The organism is Micromonospora sp. NPDC002296, from assembly GCF_040296145.1.
GTDB lineage: Bacteria > Actinomycetota > Actinomycetes > Mycobacteriales > Micromonosporaceae > Micromonospora.
Genome location: NZ_JBEOWQ010000019.1, coordinates 1 through 24,057, shown reverse-complemented (window position 1 = coordinate 24,057; position 24,057 = coordinate 1). Strand labels below are relative to the sequence as shown.

Here is a 24,057-nt window from a genome sequence, read left to right as displayed (position 1 = left end):
GGCCGTGCGGATCGCCATGGTGCACTCCGGCTTCGCCGTCCGGGGCGGCGCGGAGCGGTACGTCCGGGACCTGTCCCGGGCGCTCGCCGACCGTGGCCACGAGGTCCGCGTCCACAGCCGGACGCCCGACGCGGAGCACCCGGAGGACCGGCCGGTCGGTGAGCGGGTCTCGGCCCGCCTGGCCCGGCTCGCCCCCCGGCTGGCCAAGCTCTGCACCCACCTGGGCGACCTGGTCGACCCGACCGGACTGGGCCCGGACGACCTGCGCGACTTCGACCCCGACGTGGTGCACCTGCACAACTGGCAGGGGCTCGGCGTCCGGCCGGTGGCGCGGCTGTCGCGGCGGTGGCCCACCTGCCACTCCGTGCACGACCACGCCGTCCGCGACCCCAACAACGCCCTGGGCAACCTGGGTCGCTCGGCCCTCCTGGACGCGCTGCTGCGGCTGCGGTCCCGGTGGGTGCTGCGGCAGCTCAGGCGCTGCACCCTGCTGTTCCCGTCCGAGCGCACCCGCCTGCGGGTCCTGGCCGGCGCCGCGGGGGCGGGGCCGGCAACCCGGCTCCTGCCGCTCGCCGTGCCGCTCCCGCCCGGGCCGCGCGACTGGCCGCCCGGCGACCGCCGCGTCTTCCTCTACCTCGGCGCACTGGACCGGCACAAGGGCGTGGACCTGCTGCTCGATGCCTGGGCGGAGGCCGCCGACGCGGTCGGCGGCACGCTGCTCGTCGGCGGCGACGGCCCGCTGCGCGCCGAGGTCGAGCGGGCGGCCGAGCGGTCCCGTTCCGTGCGGTACCTCGGCTACCTCGACGCCGAGGGCAAGCGCGCCGCGTTCCTGCGGGCCGGCTGGCTCGTCTTCCCCAGTCAGTGCGCCGAGACGTTCGGCCTGGTCTGCGCGGAGGCGCTGACGGCGGCGCGGCCCATCCTCGCCAGCGACATGGCCCGGCCGCCGATGGCCGAGGACGCCTCGGTCCTGGTCTTCCGCACCCGGGACGAGCTGGCACAACTGCTGTGCCGCGCCGCCCGGATGCCCGACGACGAGTACGCGGCGATGTCCGCGTCGGCCGCCGCCGACGGGACGCGCCTCGACTGGGACCGGCACGTCGACGCCGTCGTCGAGACCTACCGGACGGTCGGCGCCCGAGCCGGTGCCGACCAGCGACCCGAGGTGACCCGCCGATGATCCCGGACACCGGACACCGGCCCGACGCGACGGCACCCGGAACCGCCCCGGCCCGCCGTCGGCCGCCCACCCCCTGGCTGGTCGGGGGTGTGCTGCTCCTGCTGGCCGTCGTCGGCTGCGCGCTGGCCGGCATCTCCCCGGTGGCGCCACTCTTCCTGGCCGGCCTCGGCGTCGTCGCGGTCCGCCAGGTGCCCGGCATGGTGTACGTGCTGATCGTGCTCAACGCCCCGCTGGGGCTGTGGATGACCGGCGTCCAGGGGCTCGTCGGCGACGCGTTCGGCGGGCGCGAGTACGTGCTCAGCGTCTCCGCCGCCGCGGTGGTGGGCGTCCTCTTCGGGCGTACCGCGTTGCTCGGCCGGTGGACCCGGACCCGGCTCCTCACCGGCGCGGCGGTGCTGCTGGTCGTGGCGGTGTGGAGCCTGATCGGCATCGCCCACCACGGGGCGGCCCAGACCCTCGTCGGCGTCCGGCTGACCCTGGTCCCGCTGCTGCTGCTCGTGGTGCTCGCCGCGCTGACGCGGCCCCAGGTGCGGACGGTGCTCACCGCCCTGTCCTGGCTGCTCGTGGCCAACGCCGTGGCGGCGGTCGGGGAGCTGGCGGTCGGCCCGGCCCGGCTGGTGCGGTGGGGCTTCGAGGAGGACCGGGCGGTCCGCTACATCGGCGACACCTTCCGGGTGCCCGGCCTCACCGAGTTCAACGGCGAGCTGGGCATCCTGGCCGGCGCGTACCTGCTCGGCTACGTGACCCTGTGGCTGACCCGGCGTGCCCGGCGTGCCCCGTGGTCCTGGCACGCCGGAGGGTTCGCCGCCGTCGCCTGCCTGGCCCTGAGCACCAGCCGGTCGGGGGCGCTGCTGGTGGTGGCGGGGGTGCTCGCGGCCGTGCTGCTCGACCGCTCCGGCGGGGCCGCCGGGCGACGCCGCGCGCGGCTGGTGGGCCTGGGCGTGGTCGTCTGCGTGGCCGTGGGCTTCGTGGCCGTCGGCGCCACCGGCGCCCGCAGCCTCTTCGAACGGTTCGACGTGTGGGCCGGGCTGCTCGGCGGCGGCCTGCCCTTCTGGGGGCTCGGGATCGGCGGGGTCGGCGCGGCCACCACGTCCCGGGTGACGGCCGGCCCGCAGGTCTTCGTCGACAACTACTTCGTCAGCGTCGGCCTCCAGTACGGCCCGTGGGCGATGATCGTCCTGGTCGCCGGCATCGGGTACGGGCTGGTGCGGCTGTGGCGGCGCACCGCCGCGCACCCGGCGTCCGTGCTGCACGTCGCCGTGCTGGCCGGCCTGGCCGCCTCGTTCCTGGTGATCGAGGCGTGGGAGTACCCGGGCGCGATGATGTGCCTGGCCGCGTTCGTGGCGTACGGGCTGCGCCTGGACGACCCACCGGCGCCCGCCCCCTGGCCCGCAGCCTGGCCCGTCGCCTGGCTCGCCCCCGCCCCCGACGCCTCGACTGGGCACCCCGCGCCGGACGCCCCCGCCGCCGACGCGCGGCGGGCCTGAGCCGTGCGACCGCTGCTCGCCCTCGGGGCGCGGTTGCAGGGCTCGCAGCTGTCGGTGCAGGCGCTCACCCGGCTGTGCAGCGTCTACGTCTTCCTCCTGGCGTCCTGGGCGGACACCGACCGGCTGCCGGCGGTGGCGTTGCAGGGCGCGCTGCTCGCCATCCCGTACACGCTGCTGGAGGCCCTGGTCGGCCGGCCACTCTCCGCCGGCCTCGTCCCGGCGGACTGGCACGTGGAGAGCTGGGCGGGCCGCGTCGCCGCCGCGACGCTCGCGCCGGTCGCCGTGGTGGGCTACCTGTGCGCCACGGTGGCGCTGCCGGACACCGGCGCCGCCGACCGGTTGATCCTGCTCGCCCCGGTGCTCCTGCAACTGCCGATCGAGGCGTTCTTCTGGGCCACCGCGAACACCCGCACGCCCCGACGGGCGAACCTCGTACCGCAGTTGACCGCGGTCGGGACCCTGCTCGGTGGTGCCGTGTTCGTCGCCCTCGACCTGCGGGTCGACGTCGTCGCGGTGCCCGCACAGGTCGCCGTCCTGGCCTGGGTGCTGCTGCGTCGCCCCGCCGCCGCGCCCGCGGCGGTCCGCCCCGGCCTGCGGCGCGGGTTGAGGGTGGGCTCGGTGTACTGCGTCGCCGCGGCCGTCGACCTGTCGTACACCGTCACGCTGCCCTCGGTGGCCGGCGCCGTGGCGGGACCGGCCGCCGTTGTCGTCCTGCGGGCGATGGACCTGGTCTTCGGCCCGTTCCACGTGGTGTTGTCGGCCAGTGTCCGGGAGGACGTCGTCGCCGGCCGGCGCGGCCGTTGGCGGACCGGCACCCGGGCGTTGACCGTGGTGGCGCTGGTGGCGGTGTCGGCGGTGGTGCTCGCCAGCGGGCCGCTGCGGGCCCTCGTCGCGCCCGACCTGGCCACCGTCGGCGTCGGGGTGATCGCCCTGTACTGCGGATACAAGGCGTTGCTCACGGCGGCGACCTGGCTCTCCACCCGGCACATGGTCTGGGCGGCGCCGCGCCGCTACCTGGTCTCGGCCGTCGGGTCGCGGGTCGTCGCGTTCGGCGGGCTCGCGGCGTCGGCCCTCTGGGTCACCGGGGTCGCCGGCCTGGTCGTTCAGCTGCTGGTCGCCGAGGCGCTGGTGGTCTGCTGGTTCCTCGCCCGGATGCGGCCGTGGGCCGCCGAGGGGCCCGTCGCGGAGCCGGCCAGGGACCGGGATCCGGTGCCGGCCGGGGGCGGCGCCGGGTCCTGACCCGACCCCGGCCCGGCCGTCGCCGACCGCCGGTCTGCCGTCCCGCCCGTGGGTCCGGGCCGGCTGCCCGTCCCGCCCGTGGACCCCGGCCGGTCTGCCGTCCGCCCGTGGCCCCGGTTCGGGCCGGAGGTCAGGGCTCGGTCGCGAGCACCTGCACCGCGCCGCTGGGGAACAACGCGCACAACTGCGTCCGGCCGCCCACGTCCCGCGCGAAGACGCGCACCGAGCCGCCGCCCGGGCGGGCGGGCTCGGCCTCGGCGCGCAGGTCGAACGCGGGCCGCACCACGAGGTTCTTGTCCGGGTGCCCGAGGCCCTGGGTGATCTCGACCAGCGTGGTCGGCGCCGGCGTGCCGATCCAGCCACGGCCGGTGCCGGGGATACGCCGGCCGTCGGCGTCCACGGCACCCGGCTGGGAAAGGCTCACCCGGACGCTGGACAGCCCCCGCTCCGCGCCGAAGTCCACGGCCGCCGTGCCGCAGTTCACCACCTTGCTCTCCACCAGGCAACCGGAGGGCTCCTCGGGCTGGACGCCGGGCACGAACTGAATCCCGATCTCCGGGTGCGGGTCGGTGTGGTTGTAACCCAGCACCAGCCCACCGATCCACCGGATGTCGTTGCGGGAGATCCGGACGCCGACCCCGCCGTTGAGGTCGGCGTAGCAGTTGGAACAGCTGATCCCGGTGGCCGCCAGGTCGAACGAGACGTTCTGCTTGATCCCCCAGGCGTGACAGTTGACCATGGACGTGCCCATCGAGTCGCCGGTCAACCGGAACCCGCTCGCGCCGTTCTCGAACGTCAGGCAGTTGATGAACATCGAGTCGTGCGGGCCGTGGAAGTTGATCCCGTGCCCGTCGTTGCCGTGCGTGCGCACCGCCGACAGCCGGGCCTCCATCTGGTGCGAGGGCGCCGGCAGCGCCCCGGCCGGCCCCCACTCGCTGACGATGCCGTCGTTTCGACAGTTGAAGACGATGACCTCGGAGATCTCATAGCCGTAGCCGTAGAGCCGCAGCCCGTACCCGGCGGAGGAGTTCTGCTCCTTGTTGCCGTCCAGCGTCAGGTCGCGCACGCTGAACAGCGTGATCCCCTGGTCGGACCGGGTGCCGGCGAGCCGGGAGAACCCGTCCGACTCGAGGATGGCCGAGTTCGCCCCGGCGCGCAGCCGCAGGATCGTCGCGTCGCCGCCCGAGCCGCGCAGGTGCACCCGGGAGCGGAGGGTCAGTCGCCCGGTGAGGTACGTCCCCGGCGGGAAGAAGACGATGCCCCCGGCCCGGCCGGCGGCGTCGATGGCCCGTTGCAGGGGCTCCGTGTCGTCGCTGCGGCCGTCGCCCCGCGCGCCGTGCTCGCGGACGTCGACCACGCCCTGACCGCCGGAGCCGTTCGACGACCAGGGGCCCAGCGCGGCGACGCCCACCGCGGTGGTGCCCAGTCCGGCGGCGACGGCCCCGCCCCGCAGCAGGGCGTTCCGCCGGCTGACACCCGATGTCCCCGACACGGCGTCGAGGTTTCCGTGGGCCATCTGGTCCCCTCCCGAACCGGCCTGGTCAGCGGTGTGGACCGGCCCGGACCGATGATCCCACGGCCCCGGCGAGCCCCGGACGGGCGGCACCGGCCGTCAGTGCCGGCCGCCGCGGAACACCTCCGCCACCGTACGGAGGATCACCTTGACGTCCAGCCACAGTGACCAGTTCTCGATGTAGTAGTTGTCGAAGCGCGCCCGGTCGGAGATCGGGGTGTCCCCCCGCAGGCCGCTCACCTGGGCCAGTCCGGTCAACCCGACCGGGACCCGGTGACGCATCGCGTACTGCGGGTACTGCGCCGAGAACTGCTCGACGAAGTGCGGCCTCTCGGGGCGCGGGCCGACCACGCTCATGTCGCCCCTGAGGATGTTCCACAGCTGGGGCAGCTCGTCCAGGGACGTCCGGCGGAGGAACCGGCCGACCGGGCCGACCCGCCGGTCGTGGGCGATCGACCAGTTGGTACGCGACTCGTGCTCGTCGACCGGGCGCATGGAGCGGAACTTGACGACCCGGAAGAGCCGCCCGTGCCGGCCCACCCGCTCCTGGAGGAAGAAGATCCCGCGCCGGTCCTCCAGGTACGTGGCGAGGGCGCAGAGCAGCAGGACGGGGCTCAACGCCACCAGCGCGACCGAGGCGATCACCACGTCGGAGGCCCGCTTGACCGCCCACCTCGGACCCGAGAACGTGGTGTCGCCGACCTTGACGATCGGGATGGCCCCGATGTGGTCCGGGTTCCCGTCGTGGGTGCGGGACCCCCACAGCCGGGGCACCGCCCACAGGTCGCACCCGGAGCTGGCCGGGCGGCGGAGCAGCTCCATCAGGGCCGGCTCCGAGCAGGACGGGTCGGCGATGATCAGCACCTCGCACTCGACCAGCTCGACCAGCCGATCCAGGTCGTCCAGCGTGCCGATCACCGGCAGCCGGCCCGGCGCGTGCGCCCCCGCGGCGTCGACGCAGCCGACGAAGCGCAGGCCGTACCGCGGGTAGCGGCGCAGCATCCGGGCCAGCTCCGCGGCGACCGGCCCGCTGCCGATGACGATCGCGTTGTGCTCGACCCAGCGGCGCCTGCGAGCCATGTCGGAGAGGGACCGGGTGACCGCCCGGCTGACGATGACCAGGCCGGCGGAGACCCCCACCCCGCGCATGAAGCCGGCGGCGTCGTCCGCCGAGTCGTGCCGTATCGCGGCGATGATGGCGACGACCGCCCCGCAGGCCAGCAGCCGCCCGGTGAGGCTGGGCAGCTCGTCCAGGAGGCTGGTGTGCCGGCGGGCCCGGTAGAGCCCGCCCACCGCGAAGACGGTCACCGTCAGGGCGGCCATGACCAGGGTGCCGCGCCAGAACCGCGTGGTCAGCAGCAGCGGAGCCAGGAGCCCGACCAGGTCGGCCGGCCCGGTGATCATCCACGCCCGCAGCCTTCGGGTGCGCCGCGACGCCCGCGATCCCGCGTACGGCAGCACCGCCGTGGTGTCCAGACCCGGCCGGCCCGGGGCGGCGTCCGTCGGTCGGGACGCGCCCGACCGGTCGCCCGGCGGCGGGGGCTCGGCGTCGGCGCCCTCGCGGGCGACAGGTGGCACCCCGGCCGGCGGTGGCCCGCCGTCGGCGTGGGCGGCGGCCGCGATCTCCCGGCTCACCGCGGGCTGGCTGGACATGACTGCGTGACCTCCCCCGTCACGGCCACGGCATCGACGGCGCTCCGCCAGGCCGAAGGCAGGATACGGCCGGCCACCGCCGGTCGCCATACCCGGACGGGCGATCCGATCGCTACCCCCCGGCCTTGAGGAGGTCCGCCACCGAGTCCCGGCGGACCGCGTCGAAGAGGGACCGGGCCCTGGCGGTGTCGGCGAACACCACACTCTCGCTGCCGACCCGGCCGGTGCCCCGGGTCGGGCAGGTGAAGAAGCCGAGGTTACCGCTGCGCAGATGCCGCATCTCCGTTGCCAGGTCCACCAGGGACAGTGACTTGTCGACGGCGACCGCGTCGGCGGTGGCCCGCACGAACGCGTTGAGCCGAGCCGGGTTCGTCAGCAGCCCGCCCGAGGCCGCCTTGTCCAGGATCGCCTTGATGACCTGCTGCTGATGGCGGATGCGGGCGAAGTCGCCGTCGGGGAACGCGTAACGCTCCCGCGCGTAGTCCAGCGCGGCCGCGCCGTCGAGGGTCTGCCGGCCCTGCGCGAAGGTGCGACGGCTGTCCGGGTTGAGGGAGTGGGTCGAGGTGAAGCCGCGCTCGATGTCGACCTCGATGCCGTCCAGCGCGTCGACGATCTCCTTGAAGCCGGCGAAGTCGACCATCGCCACGTGGTCGATCCGTACCCCGGTGAACTTCTCCACCGTCTGCACCATCAGCGGCACCCCGCCCCAGGCGTACGAGGCGTTGATCTTCGCCTCCCGGCCGCCGTGCCGGCCGTCCTTGGACCGGGGGACCGGCACCCAGGTGTCCCGGGGAATCGAGATCAACTGAGCGCTCGACCGGTCCTTCGGCAGGTGGGCCAGGATGATCGTGTCGGTCCGCGAGCCGGAACTGTTCTCCGGGTCCCGGGAGTCGCTGCCCAGGATCATGATGTTCAGCGCACCCCGGACCACGGGCTCGGGCCGGGCCTCCTCCGGCACGTCGGTGAACGCGTCGACCCGGTCGATGCCCTGCTCGACCGACCGCAGCCACAGCACGCCGGCGACCGTGCCGCCCGCGCCGAGCAGCGCCACCACCAGCACGGTCACGAGCGCGATCCGCCGCCACCGACGCCGCTTCGCCGGCCGCGCGGCCGGCTCCGCGTCGGCACCCGCCCGCGTCGAACCGACCGGGCTATCCTCGGCCGGCTCCGCGACCTGCTGGGGACGAGACATGGCGGCGATGCTACTGATTTCACGCGCCGCCCATGTGCCCGGTCCGGTTGTCGCGCCCGTCCGGCCGGCGTGCCCGGTCCGGTGGCGACGACGGTGGGCGGGCGTCGGCGACGACCGGCGCGTGAATCGAAACTTTCATCACCCCGCGTCTTCCTGAACCTGGTACAACCCTCACGTGGACGCGACGAAGCTGCGGCGGGCCATCGCCCGCACCCGACTCGCCCCGGTCGCCGCCTTCCCCAAGCGGCTCGCCCGGGTGGCCCGGCACGACGCCAAGGTGCTGCGCGCCTCCGCCCGGTGGCTGGTCACCTCCCGGGAGCACCACAACTACACGTACGAGCTGACCAGGCTGAGCCGGCAGCACCTGGCCTGGTTCGTCAGCGTCGCGTGCGACGTGCCGGTGGCCCGGGTCCGGGGCTGGTTCGCCGAGATCGAGGACGACGGGGAACTGCGCCGGCACATCGAGCGCGCCACCGCCGAGGCGTCCCGCCGGGGCCTGGCCGACCGGGAGGTCCGCTACGCCCGCCGGATCGGCTGGTACGCCATGGTCCGCGCCACCCGTCCCTCGCACGTGGTGGAGACCGGCGTCGACAAGGGACTGGGCAGCTGCGTGCTGGCCGCCGCCCTGCTGCGCAACGCCGCCGAGGGGCACCCGGGCAGGGTCACCTCGCTGGACATCAACCCCGAGGCCGGCTACCTGGCCCGCACCGCGCCCTGGTCGGAGGTGGTCGACCTGGTCGTCGGCGACTCCATCGCCTCGATCGAGGCCCTCGACCGGCCCGTCGACCTGTTCCTGCACGACAGCGACCACAGCCGGGCGCACGAGAAGCGCGAGTTCGACGCGGTCGAGCCGAAGCTCGCCCCCGGCGCGCTGCTGCTCACCGACAACGTCACCACCACCAACGTTCTCGCCGAACACGCCGAACGCACCGGCCGGCGCTTCCTCGCGTACCGGGAGACACCCGCCCGGCACTGGTACCCGGGCGACGGGATCGGGGCGGCCTGGTGAGGCTCGCGGCCGTGCACACGTACCCGGTCAAGGGCTGCCACCGCCTCGACCACGACGGCGTCCGGGTGGAACCGTGGGGCCTGGCCGGCGACCGACGTTGGCTGGTGGTCGACGCCGACGGCCTCGGCGTCACCCAGCGGGAGGCCACCGCGCTGGTCGGGCTGCGGGTCGCTCCCCGCGACGGCGGCCTGGTGCTGCGGGCCGCCGGCCGCCCCGACCTGGACGTCGGCGAGCCGGCCGGGGTGGAGCCGCTGCCCGTGCGGGTGTTCCGCAGCCGGCTGCCGGTCCCCGCGCTCCCCGCCGGGCCCGCCGCCGACGACTGGCTCACCGCCCTGCTCGGCCGCCCGGCCCGCCTGGTCCACCTGGCCCGGCCCACCCGGCACCTGGCGCCCGGCGACCGCGCCCACGACACCGGCGACCGGGTCAGCTTCGCCGACGAGTACCCCCTGCTGCTGGCCACCACCGCCTCCCTCGACGCGCTCAACGGTTGGCTGACCGAGGCCGGCGAGGAGCCCGTGCCGATGAGCCGGTTCCGGCCCAACCTCGTCGTCGACGGGGCACCCGCCTGGGCCGAGGACGAGTGGGCCGGCCGGTGGCTGCGGATCGGCTCCGCGCGTTTCCGCGCCGCCGGCCCGTGCGGCCGTTGCGTGGTCACCACCACAGACCAGGAGACCGGGGTACGCGGCAAGGAGCCGCTGCGCACCCTCGGGCGGCACCGGAACCTCGGCGGAAAGCTGCTGTTCGGCCTGCACCTCGTCCCCGACGGACCGGGCGTGGTGCGCGTCGGTGACCCGGTGGGGCCGGCGGACTGACCGGGCGCGGCGGCCGACGCGCAGCGATCGGCCGTAGGTCACGGCCGACCGCGCGCGGTGTCCGACAGGAATGCCGCGAGGCGATCGGCTTCCTGGGCGACCGCGGTGCGTTCGGCGCGGGTGAAGCCACGCAGTGGTGCGACGGCGATGGTTCCGGCGGTAGCGGTCCAGGTGGCGGCCACTCGGCCGTCGACGAGGACCAGGCGCTCCCCGGCCACGGACAGGCCCCGGTGGCTGTCGTCGATGATGCGGCTGCGGTCGTGGTAGCCGAGGACGACGTTGTCGAAGGCCGGTAGGAAGCGCACGGGTGCGGGCGTGTCGGGCTCGGGTCGTGGGGCGTCGGGGAGGTCGAGCAGTTCGCGGCCGCGGTGGTCGCGGAAGCTGATCAGCTCGTCGCGGACCGCCTTCACGGCGCGGGGCAGACCGGCCAGCCCGCACCAGGCGCGCAGGTCGGCGCTGGCCGCGGGGCCGAACGCCCGCAGGTATCGGCGCACCAGGTCCTCGCCGACGAGGTCAGCGTGGCCGGACTCCGGCGTGGCACCGGGCGGGGCGGGACGGCCGAGCCAGGTGGACAGGGGCAGGTACAGCGCGCCGGCGGTGCTGCGCCAGGTGCCGCGCGGCGGGAGCTGGACCGTCGGTACGAGCGCGGCGACGACGGCTTCGCCCAGTACGCGAGGTGCTGGCCCCGGCCAGTGCTCGGCCAGGGCGCGTCCGACGTCGCCGAGTGAGCGGGCCTGGCCGTCGGCCATGAGGGCCCGTGCCCGGGCCGCGAGGTCGTCCGGGTCGAGCCCGGTGAGCTCGCGGCGGTAGGTCCCGAGGGTCCGTTGCCGGAGCAGGGTGTGGTGGCGTGGCCGCCAGTTCCATGCGTCGTCGGCGGGAACGAGGTGCACGGTGCGGCGCATGAGGTGCAGCCGTACCAGGACCCGCTGATCGAGGAGCCGGCTGAGTTCTTCGGGATCGAAACCGTTCATGCGGGACCAGAGGCCGATGAAGGGTTCCTGTGGTTCTTGGGCCTGTAGTCCGCCCAGCCCGGCGACCGTGCTGAGCACGGTCGCCTCGGTGCGTTCGAGCAGGAATTGGCGTGCCAGGGTCGCTCGATTGAGCGCGCGGGCGTCGAGGCGCGTGGTCACAACTGCTCCGTCCTGGTCAGGTCAGGCGGCCCAAGGGGCGCGTGCGCGTGCACCAGGCGGAGGTTCAGCCGGCGTTGTACTCGACCGCGACGTCGAGAACCCAGGTGACGCCGAAGCGGTCCTTCAGCATGCCGTAGAGCGGGGCCCAGCCGGCGGGGCCGAGGTCCTGGAGGACGGCCGCGCCCTCGGACAGGCCCTTCCAGCAGGTGGTGATCTCGTCCTCGTCCTGGCTGCGGACGGAGACGAAGACCGCCTTGTCACCGGGGCTGTAGGACTGGTTGCCGGGCACGTCGTAGGCCATGACGTGGAAGCCGTTGTCGGCCTGGACCTGGCCCCACATGATCTGGTCGGCCTCGGCCGGGGCCGAGACGTTGTGGGCGTCGGAGTAGGTCACCAGGGCGATCTGGCCGCCGAACACGGAGTGGTAGAACTCCAGCGCCTTGCGGGCGTCGCCGCGGAAATTCAGGTGGGTGGTGGTGATGATGCCCATGATGGCTCCTGTCGAGAGATGTCAAAGGGGAGACGGTCGGCTTCGCCGGACCCGTGGCCGGCCGGCGTGAGCGAAGACTCTCAGCAGTAGGTGCCAGGATGTGGCATCTACTACGGGCAGAATCGGATTCGTGCCGAAGACCTCCGCCCGACTGCTGGCCCTGCTGTCGCTGCTGCAGGCCCGCCGGGACTGGCCCGGCACGCTGCTGGCCGAACGCCTGGACATCAGCCTGCGCACGGTGCGCCGCGACGTCGACCGGCTACGCGAACTCGGCTACCCCATAGCCGCGGTCAAAGGCCCCGACGGCGGCTACCGGCTCAGCGCCGGCACCGAACTACCCCCGCTGCTGTTCGACGACGAACAGGCAGTCGCCCTCACCATCGCCCTGCAGATCGCCGCCACCACCCCCGGCGACGGCCTCGCAGAAGCCGCCGCACGGGCACTGAACACCATCCGGCAGGTCATGCCCGCCCGGCTACGGCACCGCATCAACGCCCTGCGAGTCACCGCCGTCGAGCCGCCCACCACTCGGCCGGTCGCGCCGGTCGACGGCGAGGTGCTCCTGGCGATCAGCGCAGCCGTCCCCGCCCACGAGGTGCTGCGCTTCGACTACGGCTCCGAGAGCGCGGACAAGCCCCCGCGCCGCGTCGAGCCCCACCACGTCATCACCTGGGACGGGCGCTGGTACCTCGTCGCGTGGGACCTCGACCGCGACGAGTGGCGTATCTTCCGCGTCGACCGGATCATCCTGCGCACCCCGAACGGGCCCCGGTTCACCCCACGCGTGCTGCCCGGAGGAGACGTCGCCACCTACGTCATCGGCAGGTTCCGCGGCTCCGACGACGCCTCCGGTGGCTGGCCCTGCCGAGGCACGGTGATCCTCGACCTGCCCGCGGCCACCGCAGCCCTCTACACCCGCGACGGCGTCGTCGAGGAATTCGGCCCCGACCGCTGCCGGCTCACCCTCGGATCATGGTCATGGCCCAGCCTCGCCGCCGCCGTCGCCCGGTTCGACGCCGACATCGACGTCGTCGGGCCCGACGAACTGACCAACGCCTTCGCGCACCTCGCCCGCCGGTTCACCAGAACCGCAGCCGGTTCCGGCACCGCAGCACCGACATCCCGAGTCGAGGCGAACGGGTGAGCGGGCGAAGCACCGAGCCGGGACGGGCGACGGCGATCAGGTGGTCGGGGCGGCGTCGGGGCACCCACCGGGGGCCAGGTCGAGCCACATGAGGATCTCGTCCCGGTCGTCGCCCGGGGCGACCCGCAGCGCGCCCGGCAGCCGGCCCACCTCCCGGTAACCGAGCCGCGCGTAGAACCGCTCCAGCCCCAGCCCACTCCGCACGGTGACGTGCAGTGCCTCCCGGCCCAGTTCGCGGCCGAGCCGCTCCGCCTCGCGCATCAGCGCCAGCCCGTGCCCCCGGCCCTGGGTGTCGGGGTGCACCATGACCCGCTTCAGCACGCACCAGTGCGCCTTGAGCCGGAACCGGTTGTCGGCGAGGACCAGCACGGCCGCCGGGTGCGCGCCGTCGTACCCGACGAGCAGCCGGTCCGGGCCGTCGACGAGGTCGACGAAGGTCGCCTCGGCGACGGGGCGGACGTCGGCGGCGGTGACCGGCGCCACGAAGCCGACCGCGCCGCCGGCGTTGGTGACGTCCACCCAGAGGCGGACGATCTGCTCGCGCAACTCGGGGGTCAGCTCGGGGTCGAGGACGAAGCGCAGACTCACGCTGCCATCCTGGCCCAGCCTTGAGCAGGGCCACTACGTGTCGTGACGAGCGTGACACCATCCTCGGCGGATGGTGTCAGGGTGTGAAGAAGTAGGGCCGACGGGATTCGAACCCGCACTGGTACGGACCTAAACCGTATGCCTCCTGCCGTTGGGCTACGGCCCCTTGACCGCGTACACCGTCATCTTCCACGACCACTGAGGCGGCCGACGAAGTCGCCGGCCGATCGGAAAACCCGTTGGTGTCACGGCCCTCGGATCGTAGACCACATCGGGTGCGACCACAGCCGGCCGGCGGGCCCCGGCGTACGTGGCGGTCTGACTGTGGCAGTTGGGGCAGAGCAGCCGCAGGTTGTGCGGCCGGTTGTCCAGAAAGTCGCCGTTGATGTGATCGACATGCAGGGTGAGGGGCGCCCCCTGCCAGTTCGGGCCGGTGCCGCACACCTCGCACTCCTCCGACAGCCCGATCAGCGCCAGGCCTCGCTTCAGCCGGCTCCCGGCAACCCGTCGCGATCCCTCGGGCCGCTTGACCAGGAGCGCCGACGCCGGAACCCGGATGTTGCGTTCTCCCCGGTTGTGGGCACTCCCGGTGAAGTGCGAGGTGTCGATGCCGAAGCGCTTGAGCTGGCGGCTGATGTGCGCGTGCGAGCCGCCGCTGAGGCGCACGCCCAGCAGCCGCATCACCTCGGTGATGCTGCGGGCCTGTGCCGCCGCGGCGGCCAGCGCCTCCGGTGAGTATTTGTAACGGGCCACGTGCGAACGGTAGTGGTCCGGTGCGACGGTCTCAGTCCAGCCCGAGGTCGCGGCGCAGCTTGGCGACGTGACCGGTGGCCTTGACGTTGTAGAGCGCCCGTTCGATCTTCCCGTCCGGGTCGATGACGAAGGTGGACCGGATCACCCCGGTCACCGTCCGGCCGTACGACTGCTTCTCGCCGTACGCGCCGTACGCGGTGAGCACCGCCTTGTCGGCGTCGCCGACCAGCGGGAAGGTGATGGCGTCCCGGTCGCGGAACTTCGCCAGCTTCTCCGGCTTGTCGGGGGAGATGCCGACCACCTCGTAGCCGGCCGCCTGGAGCGAGGCGAGCGAGTCGCGGAAGTCGCACGCCTGCTTGGTGCAGCCGGGGGTCATCGCGGCGGGGTAGGCGTACAGGATGACCTTCCGGCCGCGCAGGTCGGCCAGGGAGAGGGTCTCGCCGGTGTCGGTCGGCAGGGTGAACTCGGGCGCGGGGTCACCGGGGTTGAGGCGGGCGGGCGCGGTCATGGCGGAAACCCTACCGCCGTCCCGGCGGGGGCCGGCTGGGGCGACGCGCCGGCACTCGTGATCAACTTCATGGCTTGTTGCAAGCTATTGGCAACAGTACTCTTCTGGAAATAGGCTCACCTCGTCGGTGTGGGCCCGCCCACCGCGCCCCGGGAGGTCGAGTGGAAACCCTGGCGATGCACATCTCCAACGGGATCGTCAACGGTCCCGTCGCCGCCCTCTTCGCCGTCTTCGCGCTGGCGGTGCTGGCCCTGTGCGTGCTGCGTGGCCGGCGCGACCTGGACGACCGGCTCGCCCCGATGGCCGGCCTGGTCGCCGCGTTCATCTTCGCCGTCCAGATGCTCAACTTCCCGATCTTCACCGCCGGCGTGAGCGGTCACCTGCTCGGCGGCGCGCTCGCCGCGATGCTGGTCGGCCCGTGGGTCGGCGCGCTCTGCGTGGCGGTCGTGCTGGTCGTGCAGGCGCTGGTCTTCGGCGACGGCGGGGTGGCCATGCTCGGCCTGAACGTCACCAACATGGCCGTCCTCGGCACCGCCGCGGCGTACCTGCTGATCACCCTGCTGCTGCGGGTGCTGCCCCGCACTCCGGCCGGGCTCGGCGCGACCGCCTTCGTCGCGGCGCTGGTCGGCGTCGTCGTCGCGTCCCAGGGCTTCGTGCTCCAGTACTGGCTGGGCGGCACCACCGACCTGGGCGGCAACCTGGCCGGCCTGGCCGGCACCATGGCCGGCGCGCACCTGCTGATCGGCATCGGCGAGGGCCTGATCACCGCGACCACCGTGGTCACCGTCGCGAAGGTCCGCCCCGATCTCGTGTACGCGCTGCGCGCCCTGAAGCCGGCCGCTCCGGCTCCCGTCGTCCCGGTCGCCGGAGGTGCCCGATGAGCAAGCGTCCCTGGGGATTCGTCGTCGGCGGCCTGCTGGTCGCCCTACTGCTGGCCGGGGTGGTCAGCAACTACGCCTCGTCGCACCCGGACGGGTTGGACTCGTCGCTGCTCAAGGGCTGCACGGTCAACGCCGAGGACGAGATCACCGGCGGCAGCTGCCCGGCCCAGCAGACGCGGGACCACGAACTGGCCGACAGCCCGCTGGCCGACTACGGCATCCGGGGCATGGACAACGACTTCCTCTCCACCGGGCTCTCCGGCGTCCTCGGGGTGCTGCTCACCTTCGCCGTCGGTGGCGGCGTGTTCTGGTTGCTGCGCCGCCGGGGCCCGGGACAGGGCGCCGGCCACACCACCGGCGGCGGGGACCGGGCCGGGGGCGACCCGGTCGGCGGCGGGCGCGGCGACGACGCCTCGCGCGTGGCGAACAGCCGGTAGGCGGGACGGCGATGGGGGCCGGCCACGCCCACGTGCTCTACCGGGAGTCGACCTCGCCGGTGCACCGCCTCCCGCCGGAGGTGAAGATCGCCGCGATGGTGCTGTTCACCGTCGCGGTGGTGGCCACCCCGCGCGCGGCGTTCTGGGCCTTCGGCGGGTACGCCCTGCTGGTGGCGGTGGTGGCCGCGCTGGCCCGGGTGGGGCCGGGCTGGCTGCTCAGCCGGGCGGCGATCGAGCTGCCGTTCGTGCTGTTCGCGTTCGCGCTGCCGTTCCTCGGGGCGGGCGAGCGGGTCGACGTGGCGGGGCTGAGTCTCTCCGTCGACGGGCTGCTCGGCGGGTGGAACATCATCGCCAAGGGCACCCTCGGCGTGCTGGCGTCGCTGCTGCTCGCCGCGACCACGACGACCCGGGACCTGATCGTGGGCCTGGACCGGCTGCGCTGCCCGCAGATCCTCACCCAGATCGCCACCTTCATGCTGCGCTACCTGGACGTGCTGGTCGGCGAGGCCCGCCGGATGCGGGTGGCCCGGGTCTCCCGGGGGGACGACCCGCGGTTCCTGTGGCAGCTGCGCGGGTTCGCCGCCGGCATCGGGGCGCTGTTCCTGCGCGCGTTCGAGCGCGGCGAGCGGGTCTACCTGGCGATGGTGTCGCGCGGCTACTCCGGCCGGATGCCGGCGGTGTGGCAGGGCGCGGGCGCGGCGACCGCCGGGCAGTGGCTGGTCGGGGCGGCGGTGCCGCTGGTCGCGGCCACCATCGCCGGGGCCGCCGTCGTCCTGCAATGATCGGGTACGTGCAGACCCCGGCTCCTGTCTCCCTCGACGTGCGCGGCGTGCGGTACGCCTACCCGGACGGGCACGTCGCCCTGCACGGGGTGGACCTGACCGTGCCGCGCGGCGAACGGGTGGCGCTGCTCGGCCCCAACGGCGCCGGCAAGACCACCCTGGTGCTGCACCTTAACGGCATCCTCACCGCCACCGAGGGCACGGTGCGCGTCGGCGGGCTGACCGTCAGCCGGGACCGGGGCACCCTCGCGGAGATCCGCCGCCGGGTGGGCATCGTCTTCCAGGACCCGGACGACCAGCTCTTCCTGCCCACCGTCGCCGAGGACGTGGCGTTCGGGCCGGCCAACCTGGGGCTGCGCGGGGCGGAGCTGACGGCCCGGGTGGACGAGGCCCTGGCGGCGGTGGGGATGGGCGAGCACCGGGACCGCACCCCGCACCACCTGTCGTTCGGGCAGCGTCGCCGGGTGGCGGTGGCCACGGTGCTGGCCATGCGGCCGGAGATCCTGGTGCTCGACGAGCCGTCGTCGAACCTCGATCCGGCGGCCCGCCGGGAGCTGGCCGGGATCCTGCGTGCCCTGCCGGTGACGCTGCTGATGGTCACCCACGACCTGCCGTACGCGCTGGAGCTGTGCGACCGCTCGGTCATCCTCGACGAGGGCCGCATCGTCGCCGACGCGCCCACCCGCACCCTCCTGGCGAACCAGGAGCTGCTGTCGACCCACCGCCTGGAACTTCCCTACGGCTTCACCCCCCGCCCCTGACCCGGGGCGCTCAGGGAGCCGTGTGGATGGGGCGTTAGGACGGTTCGTTCCCCAGCGCGAGCCCATGATCGACGCCGGAGGGCGGCGGGGCGGTGCGGGCCGCGGCGGCGGCGCGGAGGCGGAGGACTCCGGCGGCCGCGGCGCCGGCTCCCGCGGCCAGGACCACGGTGACCAGGAGGCGGGCCAGGCCGCCGGGCCAGGGGGCCGGGGGAACCGAGCGGCCGAGGACGGCGAGGTTGGTGACGCCGACGAACAGGGCCAGGCAGGCCCCGGCCAGCGCCAGCGCGAAGTCGGCGGCGGGGCGGCGGGCCAGCGCGTACCCGCCCGCCGCGAGCGCACCCAGGCCGGTGAGCAGCGCCCAGACCTGCCCGGCGAGCAGGCCGGCCAGCACCCCGCCCAGCCCGGACGCGCCGGCGTCCAGTTCCCGGCCGACGGTGAGCACGATCGCGGCCACCCCGCCGACGGCCAGCGCCGCGCCGACCCCGGCCAGCGCCCTGGCCGCCGCCGCGGTGCCGGCGGCCAGCAGCCCGGCGGCGCCCAGCGCGAGGAAGCCGAGGGTCGCCGCCACCCACCAGGGGTACGGGTCCGGCGGCGGCACCCAGTCGAGGGTGCCCCGGACCTCCACGGGCTCGGTGCCGTCGCGCAGGGGCACCGCCCAGTCCAGGACCCGCTGCTCCCGGGTCGGGTCGGCGCGCACCCGCGCGGGCGGGTCGGGCTCCTGCCACCGGATGCGTCGGTCGTGCCAGCGGGCCGCCGGCCCGTCGTCGATCCGCCGCCAGTCCGGGGCGGCGGCCGGGTCGGCCTGGGCGGGCAGGGTGGCGTCGCCCGACAGGGTCCGGTTCAGGTACGTCGCCGGGGAGCGGCTGTTCTCGTACACCCCGTCCGGCCCGACCCGCAGGTACGGCTCCCCGGAGTAGCCGATCACCTCGACCGGCCGCCCGGTGCGGTTGACCAGCTCCAGCCGGGCCCCCGCCTCCACCACCCGGACGGTCAGCCCCGGGCGGGCCGGGGCGATCCCGGTCGCCTCGGCCCGGTAGTCGGTGCCGTCCGGGGCCTCCCCGCCGTGCGCGGCGGCCGGCGCGGCGACGCCGAGGACGGCGATCAGCGCGGCGGCGGCGACCAGCCCGCCCCGGCGCAGCGGCCCACCCGGGCGGAGCGGCCCGCTTCGGCGCGGGGGCGCGGGCGTCACTTGCCGGCCGCCGCCACCGCCGCCGTGATGCCCGCGGGGCTGCGGTCGGAGAGCTCCTTGCCGTTGACCTTGATCGTCGGCGTGCCGGTGACCCCGGCCTTGCTCGCGTCCTCGGTGACGCGCTCGGTCCACGCCCGGTACGTGCCGTCGGAGACGCAGGAGGAGAAGTCGTCCCGGTTCAGCCCGACGCCGGCGCCGATGTCGACCAGCTCGTCGTTGCTCAGCCCGGCGCCGCCCTCCGGCGGCTGCCGGTCGAACAGCGCGGCGGTGAACTCCCGGAACTTGCCGCCCTTCGCCGCGCACCCGGAGGCGGCCGAGGACCGGGTGGAGTACTCGGTGGTCGAGAACCGGTTGAGGTAGGCCACCGGGTGGAAGACGACCCGGGCCTTGCCCTCGTTGACCAGCTGCTCGATCGTCGCGCCGCTGCTCTGCTGGAACTGCTTGCAGGCCGGGCAGAGGAAGTCCTCGTACAGGTCGATGGTGGCCGGCCCGTCCCCGTACGCGACGCCGGTGCCGTTCTCGGTCGCGCCGGGCGGGGCGGTGAAGGTGTCGGAGCGCTGGCTGGACCAGACGGCCCAGCCGATCCCGCCGGCGATGACCAGCACGGCGACCGCCGCCACCGAGGTCCAGAGGGTCCGCCGTCGGCGGCGTTCCCGGGCCAGTTGCTGCCGGACCACCCGGGCGGCGTCCCGCTGCCCCTTGCGACTACTCATCCTCGTCCTCCACAGGTGCGCCCGCGAGCCAGCCGTCCACGGAGACGGGGGTGCGGGGCCAGGTCAGCAGGAATCCGGCCAGCGCCAGGAATCCCAGGTCCCGGAGGATCTCCGGGAGGTAGCTCGGGGCCTGCCCGGCGGCGAGCTGTCCGCCGCTGCCGAAGCAGCCGCAGTCGATGGCCAGGCCACGGGCCCAGGCCGAGGCGATGCCGGCGACGAAGACCACCAACAGCGCGGCCGACACCCCGGCGGCCAGCCGGGTGGCCAACCCCACCAGCAGCAGCAGCCCCAGGGCCAGCTCGACGAAGGGCAGCGCCGCGCCGATCACCGTCGCGGCGTCGTACGGCAGCACCTGGTACGCGTTGACGGCGCGCCCGGAGGCGGCCAGGTCGCCGACCTTGGTCCCGCCGGCGACGAGCCAGACGGCGGCGAGCCCGAGCCGGGCGGCGACGCCCAGCCACGGGCGGACGGCGGGCCAGGGGACGGCCCCGATGCGTCGTGCGGTCATGGTCATTGGTCGCCCCGGCTCCGACGGAAGTTCCCGGTCATCCGGCGAGCGCGTCGCCGACCGCCTCGACCAGGTCGGCGCGGGCCCGGGCCACCCGGGAGCGGATGGTGCCGACGGGCACCCCCTCCACGGCGGCGGCCTCCGCGTACGACAGGCCGAGGAGTTGGGTGAGCACGAAGGCGCCGCGTCGCTCGGCGGGCAGCCGGCGTACCAGATCGGTGGCGCCGAGCTGCCCGGCGGGGTCCGGGTACGGGCGGTCGGCGTGCGCGTGGCCGACCAGCCGCTCGGCGAGCCGCCGCCGACGGACCACGGTGCGCAGGTGGTCGGCGCAGGCCCGGCGGGCGATGCCGAGCAGCCAGGTCCGCGCGCTGGAGCGCCCCTCGAAGCCGGGCAGCGCCCGGAACGCCCGCAGGTAGGTCTCCTGGGTGAGGTCGTCGGCGCTGTCCCGGTCGACCAGCGCGGCGGCGAACCGCCACACCTCGGCCTGGGTGGCCCGGACGAACGCCGCCTGGGCGACCGGGTCGCCGCCGCGCGCGGCGAGCGCCCAGTCGGTCGCCCCGTCCCGGGCGGCGTCGAGCGCCCGACCCCGGGCACCGGCGTCCGCGGCATCGGGCGGACCGACGGCGGCGGGGTCACGCGGGGCGGGGATCACGTCACATCAGGGTACGCGGCAGATCTGGCCCGGGCAGGGTCCTTCGGCCCTTCCATGGCGTGGCCCACTCGGGGAACTTTCCCGGTGCCCGGCCCGACTACCCGCTCATGACATGCGACGACGTGTGCGCGGCGTTGTCGGCGCGGCTGGGCGGCGAGGGCCCGCAGGCGCCGGCGGCGGGCATCGGGTCCGGGCCGGCCCGGGTCGCCGATCGGCCCCTGCGTCGGCGAGCATGGCCCACATGACTGCTGCCAATCTCCGGCCTCCCCGCCGCCGGCTCGCGCGGGTGGGCGCGCTCGCCGGCCTGCTGGTCACCGTCGTCGCACTGTTGCTGGCCCCGGCCACCCCCGCAAGCGCCCACGCGGTGCTGGTGAGCAGCAGCCCGGCCGCGTCCGCCGTGGTGCCCGGCGGGCCGGCCGAGGTGGTGCTGACGTTCAGCGAGCCGGTGCGCAAGGTGGCCGGGAAGATCCGGGTGATCGCCCCGGACGGCGCGCGGGCCGACCGGGGGGAGCCGGCCTTCGAGAGCACGGTGGTGACCGTGCCGGTGGACCCGTCCGCCGGGCGGGGCACCTACCTGGTCAGCTACCGGGTCATCTCGGCGGACAGCCACCCGGTGTCCGGCGCGTTCACCTACTCCGTGGGCGCCCCGTCGACGCCGCCGACGGACGCGGGATCCGACAACCGGGCCGACCCGGTGGTGGAGCACGGGGTCAAGGTCGCCAAGTACCTCGGGTACGCGGGGCTGCTGCTGCTGGTCGGCCCGGCGCTGGTGCTCGGCGCGCTGTGGCCGCGTCGGCTCTCCCGCCGGGGCCCGGCCCGGCTGGCCTGGACGGGGCTGGGCCTGCTGGTGTTCGCCACGCTCGCCGAGCTGTGGTTGCAGGTGCCGTACACCGCCGGGGGCGGGCTGTTCGACGTGACCGGGGCGGGCCTCGGCGACGTGCTGGGCAGCACGTACGGCGCGACGCACCTGGTCCGGCTGGGCCTGCTCGCGGCGGCGGCGTTCCTGCTCCGCCCGCTCTTCGCCGGGCCGGTGGGCCGCACCGACGGGGTGATCCTGGCGATCCTCGGCGGCGCGGCGCTGCTCACCTGGCCGCTGGCCGGGCACCCGGCGGCCTCGCCCGCCCCGGCCGTGTCGGTGGTGGTCGACGCGGTGCACCTGGGCAGCATGGCGGTCTGGCTGGGCGGGTTGGTGATGCTCGGCGGGTTCCTGCTGCGTCGGGCCGACGAGCGGGAGCTGGGCGCGATCCTGCCGATCTGGTCGCGCTGGGCGGCGCTGGCCGTCGCGGCGTTGCTGCTCGCCGGCACGGTGCAGGCGCTGATCGAGGTGGCCACCCCGACCGCCCTGGTCGACACCACGTACGGGCGGCTGGTGCTGGCCAAGATCGTGCTGTTCGCCCTGGTGCTCGGCGTGGCCGCGTACTCCCGGGCGCTGGTGCGCCGGCGCCCCGCCGCGGGGCGGCCGACCCCGGTGCGGCGGGCGGTGTGGGCGGAGTTGGCGATCACCGCGGTGGTGCTCGCGGTGTCGGCGACCCTGGTGCAGACGCCGCCGGCCCGCACCGCCGGTGCCGACGTGGCCGGCTCGCAGGCCGGCCTGTTCACCACCACCCTGTCCAGCCCGCTCTACTCCCTCCAGGTCGAGATGGACCCGGCCGAACGGGGCAACAACACGCTGCACCTGTACGCGTACACGAAGGACAATCGACCGCAGCCGGTGGAGGAGTGGAAGGCCACCGCCGCGCTGCCGGCGGCCGGGATCGAGCCGATCGAGATCCTGCTGCTGCCGCTGACCGACAACCACGCGACCGGGGAGCTCAACCTGCCCGCCGTGGGGGAGTGGCAGTTCCGTTTCACCGTCCGGACCACGGACATCGATCAGGCCACGGTGAGCGCCACCGTGAGCATCCGCTAGAGAGAGGCAGTTTCCCCATGCTCCGTCACCGGCGTTCCGCAACCGCCGCGGCCCTGGCCCTGGGCGTCGCCGCCGTGGTGCTCGGCGTGGCCGCGCCCGCCTCGGCGCACGTCTCGGTCAACCCGAAGGAGGCGACCCAGGGCGGCTACGGCCGGTTCGCGTTCCGGGTGCCGAACGAGAGCGACGAGGCGTCCACGACCAAGGTCGAGGTGGTGCTGCCGGAGAACGCCCCGGTCGGTTCGGTGTCCACGATGCCGGTGCCGGGCTGGACGGTGGCGATGGAGAAGCGCAAGGTGGACCCGCCGGTGCAGGTGCACGGCAGCGAGGTCACCGAGGCCGTGTCGAAGATCACCTGGACGGCGACCGGCGACGCGGCGGTCAAGCCGGGCCAGTTCCAGGAGTTCCCGGTCTCGATGGGGCCGCTGCCGGAGGTGGACACGATGGTGTTCAAGGCCCTTCAGACGTACTCGGACGGCAACGTGGTGCGCTGGATCGAGGAGCCGTCCGCCGGGGCCGAGGAGCCGGACAAGCCCGCGCCGGTGCTCACCCTCACCGCGGCGGCCCCGTCGGCGGGGGCGTCGACGCCGGCCGTGGCAGCCGCCGGCGCGGACGACGACGATGACGACTCCGACGGCGGCGCGGGCACCGCGTTCGGGGTGGCGGGGCTGGTCGCCGGGTTGGCCGGCCTGGCCCTAAGCGGCCTCGCGTTCGCCCGTACCCGGCGGGAGCCGGCCGCGAGGTCCTGAGCCGTCCCGTACCGCCCGCTGGCCCGCCGGTTCGTACCGGCGGGCCAGCGGCTTTTCCGCGTCGCCGTACGCCGTTGCTGGTGATATCGGGTGATTGTGCGATTTGCATCGGTATGGTCGTCCGGGTACCCGGCCACGGAAGGAAACGACACGGATGCGATTCGCTCGCGCGCTCGTCGGCATGCTGCTGCTCACCATCGGGATCCCGGCGCTGCTGGCCGGTGCCGCCCTCGGCGTCGCCACCCGGCGCGTCGACCCCGACGGTGGCGTCACCGCCCGGATCGGCGCGGTGGACCTGCAGGCGGAACCCGCCGCCGGTTGGCTCCCCGTGGCCGTCTGGGCGCTGATCGTCCTGGGCGGCCTGCTGGTGGTGTCCGCCGCGCTCCTGCTGCGACCGGTGCGACCCCGTGAGGTGGTCTTCGTGGTCGAGCCCGATCAGGTGCCGGTGCTCGCCGGCCGGCTCGGGATGACCTCGCTCGACGCGCTCGGCGCCGGCCCCGCGCCGGCCCCGGCGGTCCCCGCCGAACGGCAACTGGTGGCGGTGGGCCCGCCCGCCGGCCGGTCCCGCCCGGCGCTGGGGCCGGCCCCGGCCCGCCGCCCGGCCACCCTGGCCGACCTTGCCCCGCCGTCCCCGCCGGCGCCGCTGGCCTGGCCGCCGCTGAACCCGGAGGCCACGGCCCGGCCGGTGCGCATCGAGCCCCGCCGCATCCGCCCGGCCGCGCCCGGCCCGGCCCGCACCCGCCAACCCTCCTGACCGGTACGCCGCCCCCAGGCGGCGGGGCGG

At 74.8% G+C, this 24,057-nt stretch carries 25 protein-coding genes and 1 tRNA gene; 13 read left to right on the top strand and 13 right to left on the bottom strand.

What is annotated here, in order from left to right; genetic code table 11:
- Positions 1 to 4: 4 nt before the first annotated feature.
- Genes ABT023_RS16915 through ABT023_RS16905 form a run of 3 tightly spaced genes read left to right on the top strand, consistent with a single transcriptional unit; the run spans position 5 to position 3,903 of the window.
- Positions 5 to 1,177, top strand: a complete 1,173-nt coding sequence (locus ABT023_RS16915) for a glycosyltransferase family 4 protein (protein WP_350886320.1) — start codon at positions 5 to 7, stop codon at positions 1,175 to 1,177.
- The gene (locus ABT023_RS16910) at positions 1,174 to 2,664 is read left to right on the top strand and encodes a hypothetical protein (protein WP_350886318.1); all 1,491 of its coding nucleotides are present in this window, start codon (positions 1,174 to 1,176) and stop codon (positions 2,662 to 2,664) included. Before ABT023_RS16915 ends, ABT023_RS16910 begins: the two co-directional genes overlap by 4 nt.
- Positions 2,665 to 2,667: 3 nt before the next feature.
- Complete coding sequence (locus ABT023_RS16905) at positions 2,668 to 3,903, top strand: hypothetical protein (protein ID WP_350886316.1); 1,236 nt, start codon at positions 2,668 to 2,670, stop codon at positions 3,901 to 3,903.
- A 130-nt stretch (positions 3,904 to 4,033) separates the two neighbouring features.
- Here the strand turns inward: ABT023_RS16905 and ABT023_RS16900 are convergent, their stop codons facing one another.
- From ABT023_RS16900 to ABT023_RS16890, 3 genes are all read right to left on the bottom strand, one after another.
- Complete coding sequence (locus ABT023_RS16900) at positions 4,034 to 5,419, bottom strand: glycosyl hydrolase family 28-related protein (protein WP_350886314.1); 1,386 nt, start codon at positions 5,417 to 5,419, stop codon at positions 4,034 to 4,036.
- Positions 5,420 to 5,515: 96 nt separating this feature from the next.
- Positions 5,516 to 6,820 carry a sugar transferase gene (locus ABT023_RS16895; RefSeq protein ID WP_502890697.1) on the bottom strand — a complete coding sequence of 435 codons (1,305 nt, stop codon included), beginning with the start codon at positions 6,818 to 6,820 and terminating at the stop codon, positions 5,516 to 5,518.
- Positions 6,821 to 7,181: 361 nt separating this feature from the next.
- A complete protein-coding gene (locus ABT023_RS16890; RefSeq protein WP_350886310.1) occupies positions 7,182 to 8,261 on the bottom strand; it encodes an LCP family protein in 1,080 nt (359 codons plus the stop codon).
- A gap of 175 nt (positions 8,262 to 8,436) precedes the next feature.
- Here ABT023_RS16890 and ABT023_RS16885 point away from each other — a divergent pair, with 175 nt between their 5' ends.
- Positions 8,437 to 9,270 carry a class I SAM-dependent methyltransferase gene (locus ABT023_RS16885; protein WP_350886309.1) on the top strand — a complete coding sequence of 278 codons (834 nt, stop codon included), beginning with the start codon at positions 8,437 to 8,439 and terminating at the stop codon, positions 9,268 to 9,270.
- Complete coding sequence (locus tag ABT023_RS16880; RefSeq protein WP_350886307.1) at positions 9,267 to 10,082, top strand: MOSC domain-containing protein; 816 nt, start codon at positions 9,267 to 9,269, stop codon at positions 10,080 to 10,082. Before ABT023_RS16885 ends, ABT023_RS16880 begins: the two co-directional genes overlap by 4 nt.
- Before the next feature lie 38 nt (positions 10,083 to 10,120).
- Here ABT023_RS16880 and ABT023_RS16875 read toward each other — a convergent pair whose 3' ends face one another.
- Positions 10,121 to 11,212, bottom strand: a complete 1,092-nt coding sequence (locus ABT023_RS16875; protein WP_350886305.1) for a winged helix DNA-binding domain-containing protein — start codon at positions 11,210 to 11,212, stop codon at positions 10,121 to 10,123.
- Between the two features lie 64 nt (positions 11,213 to 11,276).
- Positions 11,277 to 11,702, bottom strand: coding sequence for a VOC family protein (locus ABT023_RS16870; protein WP_350886303.1), 426 nt, complete (start codon positions 11,700 to 11,702; stop codon positions 11,277 to 11,279).
- A 130-nt stretch (positions 11,703 to 11,832) separates the two neighbouring features.
- Between ABT023_RS16870 and ABT023_RS16865 the strand changes: the two genes are divergently transcribed.
- The gene (locus ABT023_RS16865) at positions 11,833 to 12,846 is read left to right on the top strand and encodes a helix-turn-helix transcriptional regulator (protein ID WP_350886301.1); all 1,014 of its coding nucleotides are present in this window, start codon (positions 11,833 to 11,835) and stop codon (positions 12,844 to 12,846) included.
- Positions 12,847 to 12,882: 36 nt separating this feature from the next.
- On the opposite strand, the gene ABT023_RS16860 is transcribed toward ABT023_RS16865, so the two are convergent.
- From ABT023_RS16860 to bcp, 4 genes are all read right to left on the bottom strand, one after another.
- Positions 12,883 to 13,434 carry a GNAT family N-acetyltransferase gene (locus ABT023_RS16860; RefSeq protein WP_350886299.1) on the bottom strand — a complete coding sequence of 184 codons (552 nt, stop codon included), beginning with the start codon at positions 13,432 to 13,434 and terminating at the stop codon, positions 12,883 to 12,885.
- Positions 13,435 to 13,526: 92 nt separating this feature from the next.
- Positions 13,527 to 13,600, bottom strand: a tRNA-Leu gene (locus ABT023_RS16855).
- Positions 13,591 to 14,187 carry an HNH endonuclease signature motif containing protein gene (locus ABT023_RS16850; RefSeq protein ID WP_350886296.1) on the bottom strand — a complete coding sequence of 199 codons (597 nt, stop codon included), beginning with the start codon at positions 14,185 to 14,187 and terminating at the stop codon, positions 13,591 to 13,593. The genes ABT023_RS16855 and ABT023_RS16850 overlap by 10 nt, the downstream gene beginning before the upstream one ends.
- Positions 14,188 to 14,218: 31 nt before the next feature.
- On the bottom strand, positions 14,219 to 14,695 hold the full coding sequence (bcp, locus tag ABT023_RS16845; RefSeq protein ID WP_350886294.1) for a thioredoxin-dependent thiol peroxidase: 477 nt from the start codon (positions 14,693 to 14,695) through the stop codon (positions 14,219 to 14,221).
- Between the two features lie 161 nt (positions 14,696 to 14,856).
- Between bcp and ABT023_RS16840 the strand changes: the two genes are divergently transcribed.
- From ABT023_RS16840 to ABT023_RS16825, 4 genes are read left to right on the top strand one after another with little or no spacing between them, the layout of a single operon-like run.
- The gene (locus ABT023_RS16840) at positions 14,857 to 15,576 is read left to right on the top strand and encodes an energy-coupling factor ABC transporter permease (protein WP_350886292.1); all 720 of its coding nucleotides are present in this window, start codon (positions 14,857 to 14,859) and stop codon (positions 15,574 to 15,576) included.
- Complete coding sequence (locus tag ABT023_RS16835) at positions 15,573 to 16,013, top strand: PDGLE domain-containing protein (RefSeq protein ID WP_350886290.1); 441 nt, start codon at positions 15,573 to 15,575, stop codon at positions 16,011 to 16,013. The genes ABT023_RS16840 and ABT023_RS16835 overlap by 4 nt, the downstream gene beginning before the upstream one ends.
- 11 nt (positions 16,014 to 16,024) lie before the next feature.
- The gene (gene cbiQ / locus ABT023_RS16830; RefSeq protein ID WP_350886288.1) at positions 16,025 to 16,795 is read left to right on the top strand and encodes a cobalt ECF transporter T component CbiQ; all 771 of its coding nucleotides are present in this window, start codon (positions 16,025 to 16,027) and stop codon (positions 16,793 to 16,795) included.
- Positions 16,792 to 17,556 (top strand): energy-coupling factor ABC transporter ATP-binding protein, encoded by a 765-nt coding sequence (locus ABT023_RS16825; protein ID WP_350886286.1) that lies wholly within the window; start codon positions 16,792 to 16,794, stop codon positions 17,554 to 17,556. Before cbiQ ends, ABT023_RS16825 begins: the two co-directional genes overlap by 4 nt.
- 34 nt (positions 17,557 to 17,590) lie before the next feature.
- On the opposite strand, the gene ABT023_RS16820 is transcribed toward ABT023_RS16825, so the two are convergent.
- Genes ABT023_RS16820 through ABT023_RS16805 form a run of 4 tightly spaced genes read right to left on the bottom strand, consistent with a single transcriptional unit; the run spans position 17,591 to position 20,618 of the window.
- Positions 17,591 to 18,745 carry a hypothetical protein gene (locus ABT023_RS16820; protein ID WP_350886284.1) on the bottom strand — a complete coding sequence of 385 codons (1,155 nt, stop codon included), beginning with the start codon at positions 18,743 to 18,745 and terminating at the stop codon, positions 17,591 to 17,593.
- Positions 18,742 to 19,458: a DsbA family protein gene (locus tag ABT023_RS16815; RefSeq protein WP_350886282.1), complete on the bottom strand. Its 717-nt coding sequence runs from the start codon at positions 19,456 to 19,458 to the stop codon at positions 18,742 to 18,744. Before ABT023_RS16815 ends, ABT023_RS16820 begins: the two co-directional genes overlap by 4 nt.
- Positions 19,451 to 19,966 (bottom strand): MauE/DoxX family redox-associated membrane protein, encoded by a 516-nt coding sequence (locus ABT023_RS16810; RefSeq protein WP_502890694.1) that lies wholly within the window; start codon positions 19,964 to 19,966, stop codon positions 19,451 to 19,453. Before ABT023_RS16810 ends, ABT023_RS16815 begins: the two co-directional genes overlap by 8 nt.
- 37 nt (positions 19,967 to 20,003) lie before the next feature.
- A complete protein-coding gene (locus ABT023_RS16805; protein WP_350886278.1) occupies positions 20,004 to 20,618 on the bottom strand; it encodes a sigma-70 family RNA polymerase sigma factor in 615 nt (204 codons plus the stop codon).
- A 241-nt stretch (positions 20,619 to 20,859) separates the two neighbouring features.
- Between ABT023_RS16805 and ABT023_RS16800 the strand changes: the two genes are divergently transcribed.
- The 3 genes from ABT023_RS16800 (at position 20,860) to ABT023_RS16790 (ending at position 24,027) form a co-directional block, all read left to right on the top strand.
- Positions 20,860 to 22,527 (top strand): copper resistance CopC/CopD family protein, encoded by a 1,668-nt coding sequence (locus ABT023_RS16800; protein WP_350886276.1) that lies wholly within the window; start codon positions 20,860 to 20,862, stop codon positions 22,525 to 22,527.
- A 17-nt stretch (positions 22,528 to 22,544) separates the two neighbouring features.
- The gene (locus ABT023_RS16795; RefSeq protein ID WP_350886274.1) at positions 22,545 to 23,273 is read left to right on the top strand and encodes a YcnI family copper-binding membrane protein; all 729 of its coding nucleotides are present in this window, start codon (positions 22,545 to 22,547) and stop codon (positions 23,271 to 23,273) included.
- Between the two features lie 154 nt (positions 23,274 to 23,427).
- Positions 23,428 to 24,027 carry a hypothetical protein gene (locus tag ABT023_RS16790; protein WP_350886272.1) on the top strand — a complete coding sequence of 200 codons (600 nt, stop codon included), beginning with the start codon at positions 23,428 to 23,430 and terminating at the stop codon, positions 24,025 to 24,027.
- Positions 24,028 to 24,057 lie beyond the last annotated feature (30 nt).

Bases quoted from the DNA above. Each gene is read 5' to 3' on its own strand.
- ABT023_RS16790 (WP_350886272.1), top strand. From the start codon at position 23,428: ATGCGATTCGCTCGCGCGCTCGTCGGCATGCTGCTGCTCACCATCGGG.
- ABT023_RS16800 (WP_350886276.1), top strand. From the start codon at position 20,860: ATGACTGCTGCCAATCTCCGGCCTCCCCGCCGCCGGCTCGCGCGGGTG.
- ABT023_RS16795 (WP_350886274.1), top strand. From the start codon at position 22,545: ATGCTCCGTCACCGGCGTTCCGCAACCGCCGCGGCCCTGGCCCTGGGC.
- cbiQ (WP_350886288.1), top strand. From the start codon at position 16,025: ATGGGGGCCGGCCACGCCCACGTGCTCTACCGGGAGTCGACCTCGCCG.
- ABT023_RS16895 (WP_502890697.1), bottom strand. From the start codon at position 6,820: ATGATCACCGGGCCGGCCGACCTGGTCGGGCTCCTGGCTCCGCTGCTG.
- ABT023_RS16910 (WP_350886318.1), top strand. From the start codon at position 1,174: ATGATCCCGGACACCGGACACCGGCCCGACGCGACGGCACCCGGAACC.
- ABT023_RS16810 (WP_502890694.1), bottom strand. From the start codon at position 19,966: ATGACCGCACGACGCATCGGGGCCGTCCCCTGGCCCGCCGTCCGCCCG.
- ABT023_RS16815 (WP_350886282.1), bottom strand. From the start codon at position 19,458: ATGAGTAGTCGCAAGGGGCAGCGGGACGCCGCCCGGGTGGTCCGGCAG.
- ABT023_RS16835 (WP_350886290.1), top strand. From the start codon at position 15,573: ATGAGCAAGCGTCCCTGGGGATTCGTCGTCGGCGGCCTGCTGGTCGCC.
- ABT023_RS16900 (WP_350886314.1), bottom strand. From the start codon at position 5,419: ATGGCCCACGGAAACCTCGACGCCGTGTCGGGGACATCGGGTGTCAGC.
- bcp (WP_350886294.1), bottom strand. From the start codon at position 14,695: ATGACCGCGCCCGCCCGCCTCAACCCCGGTGACCCCGCGCCCGAGTTC.
- ABT023_RS16870 (WP_350886303.1), bottom strand. From the start codon at position 11,702: ATGGGCATCATCACCACCACCCACCTGAATTTCCGCGGCGACGCCCGC.
- ABT023_RS16825 (WP_350886286.1), top strand. From the start codon at position 16,792: ATGATCGGGTACGTGCAGACCCCGGCTCCTGTCTCCCTCGACGTGCGC.
- ABT023_RS16890 (WP_350886310.1), bottom strand. From the start codon at position 8,261: ATGTCTCGTCCCCAGCAGGTCGCGGAGCCGGCCGAGGATAGCCCGGTC.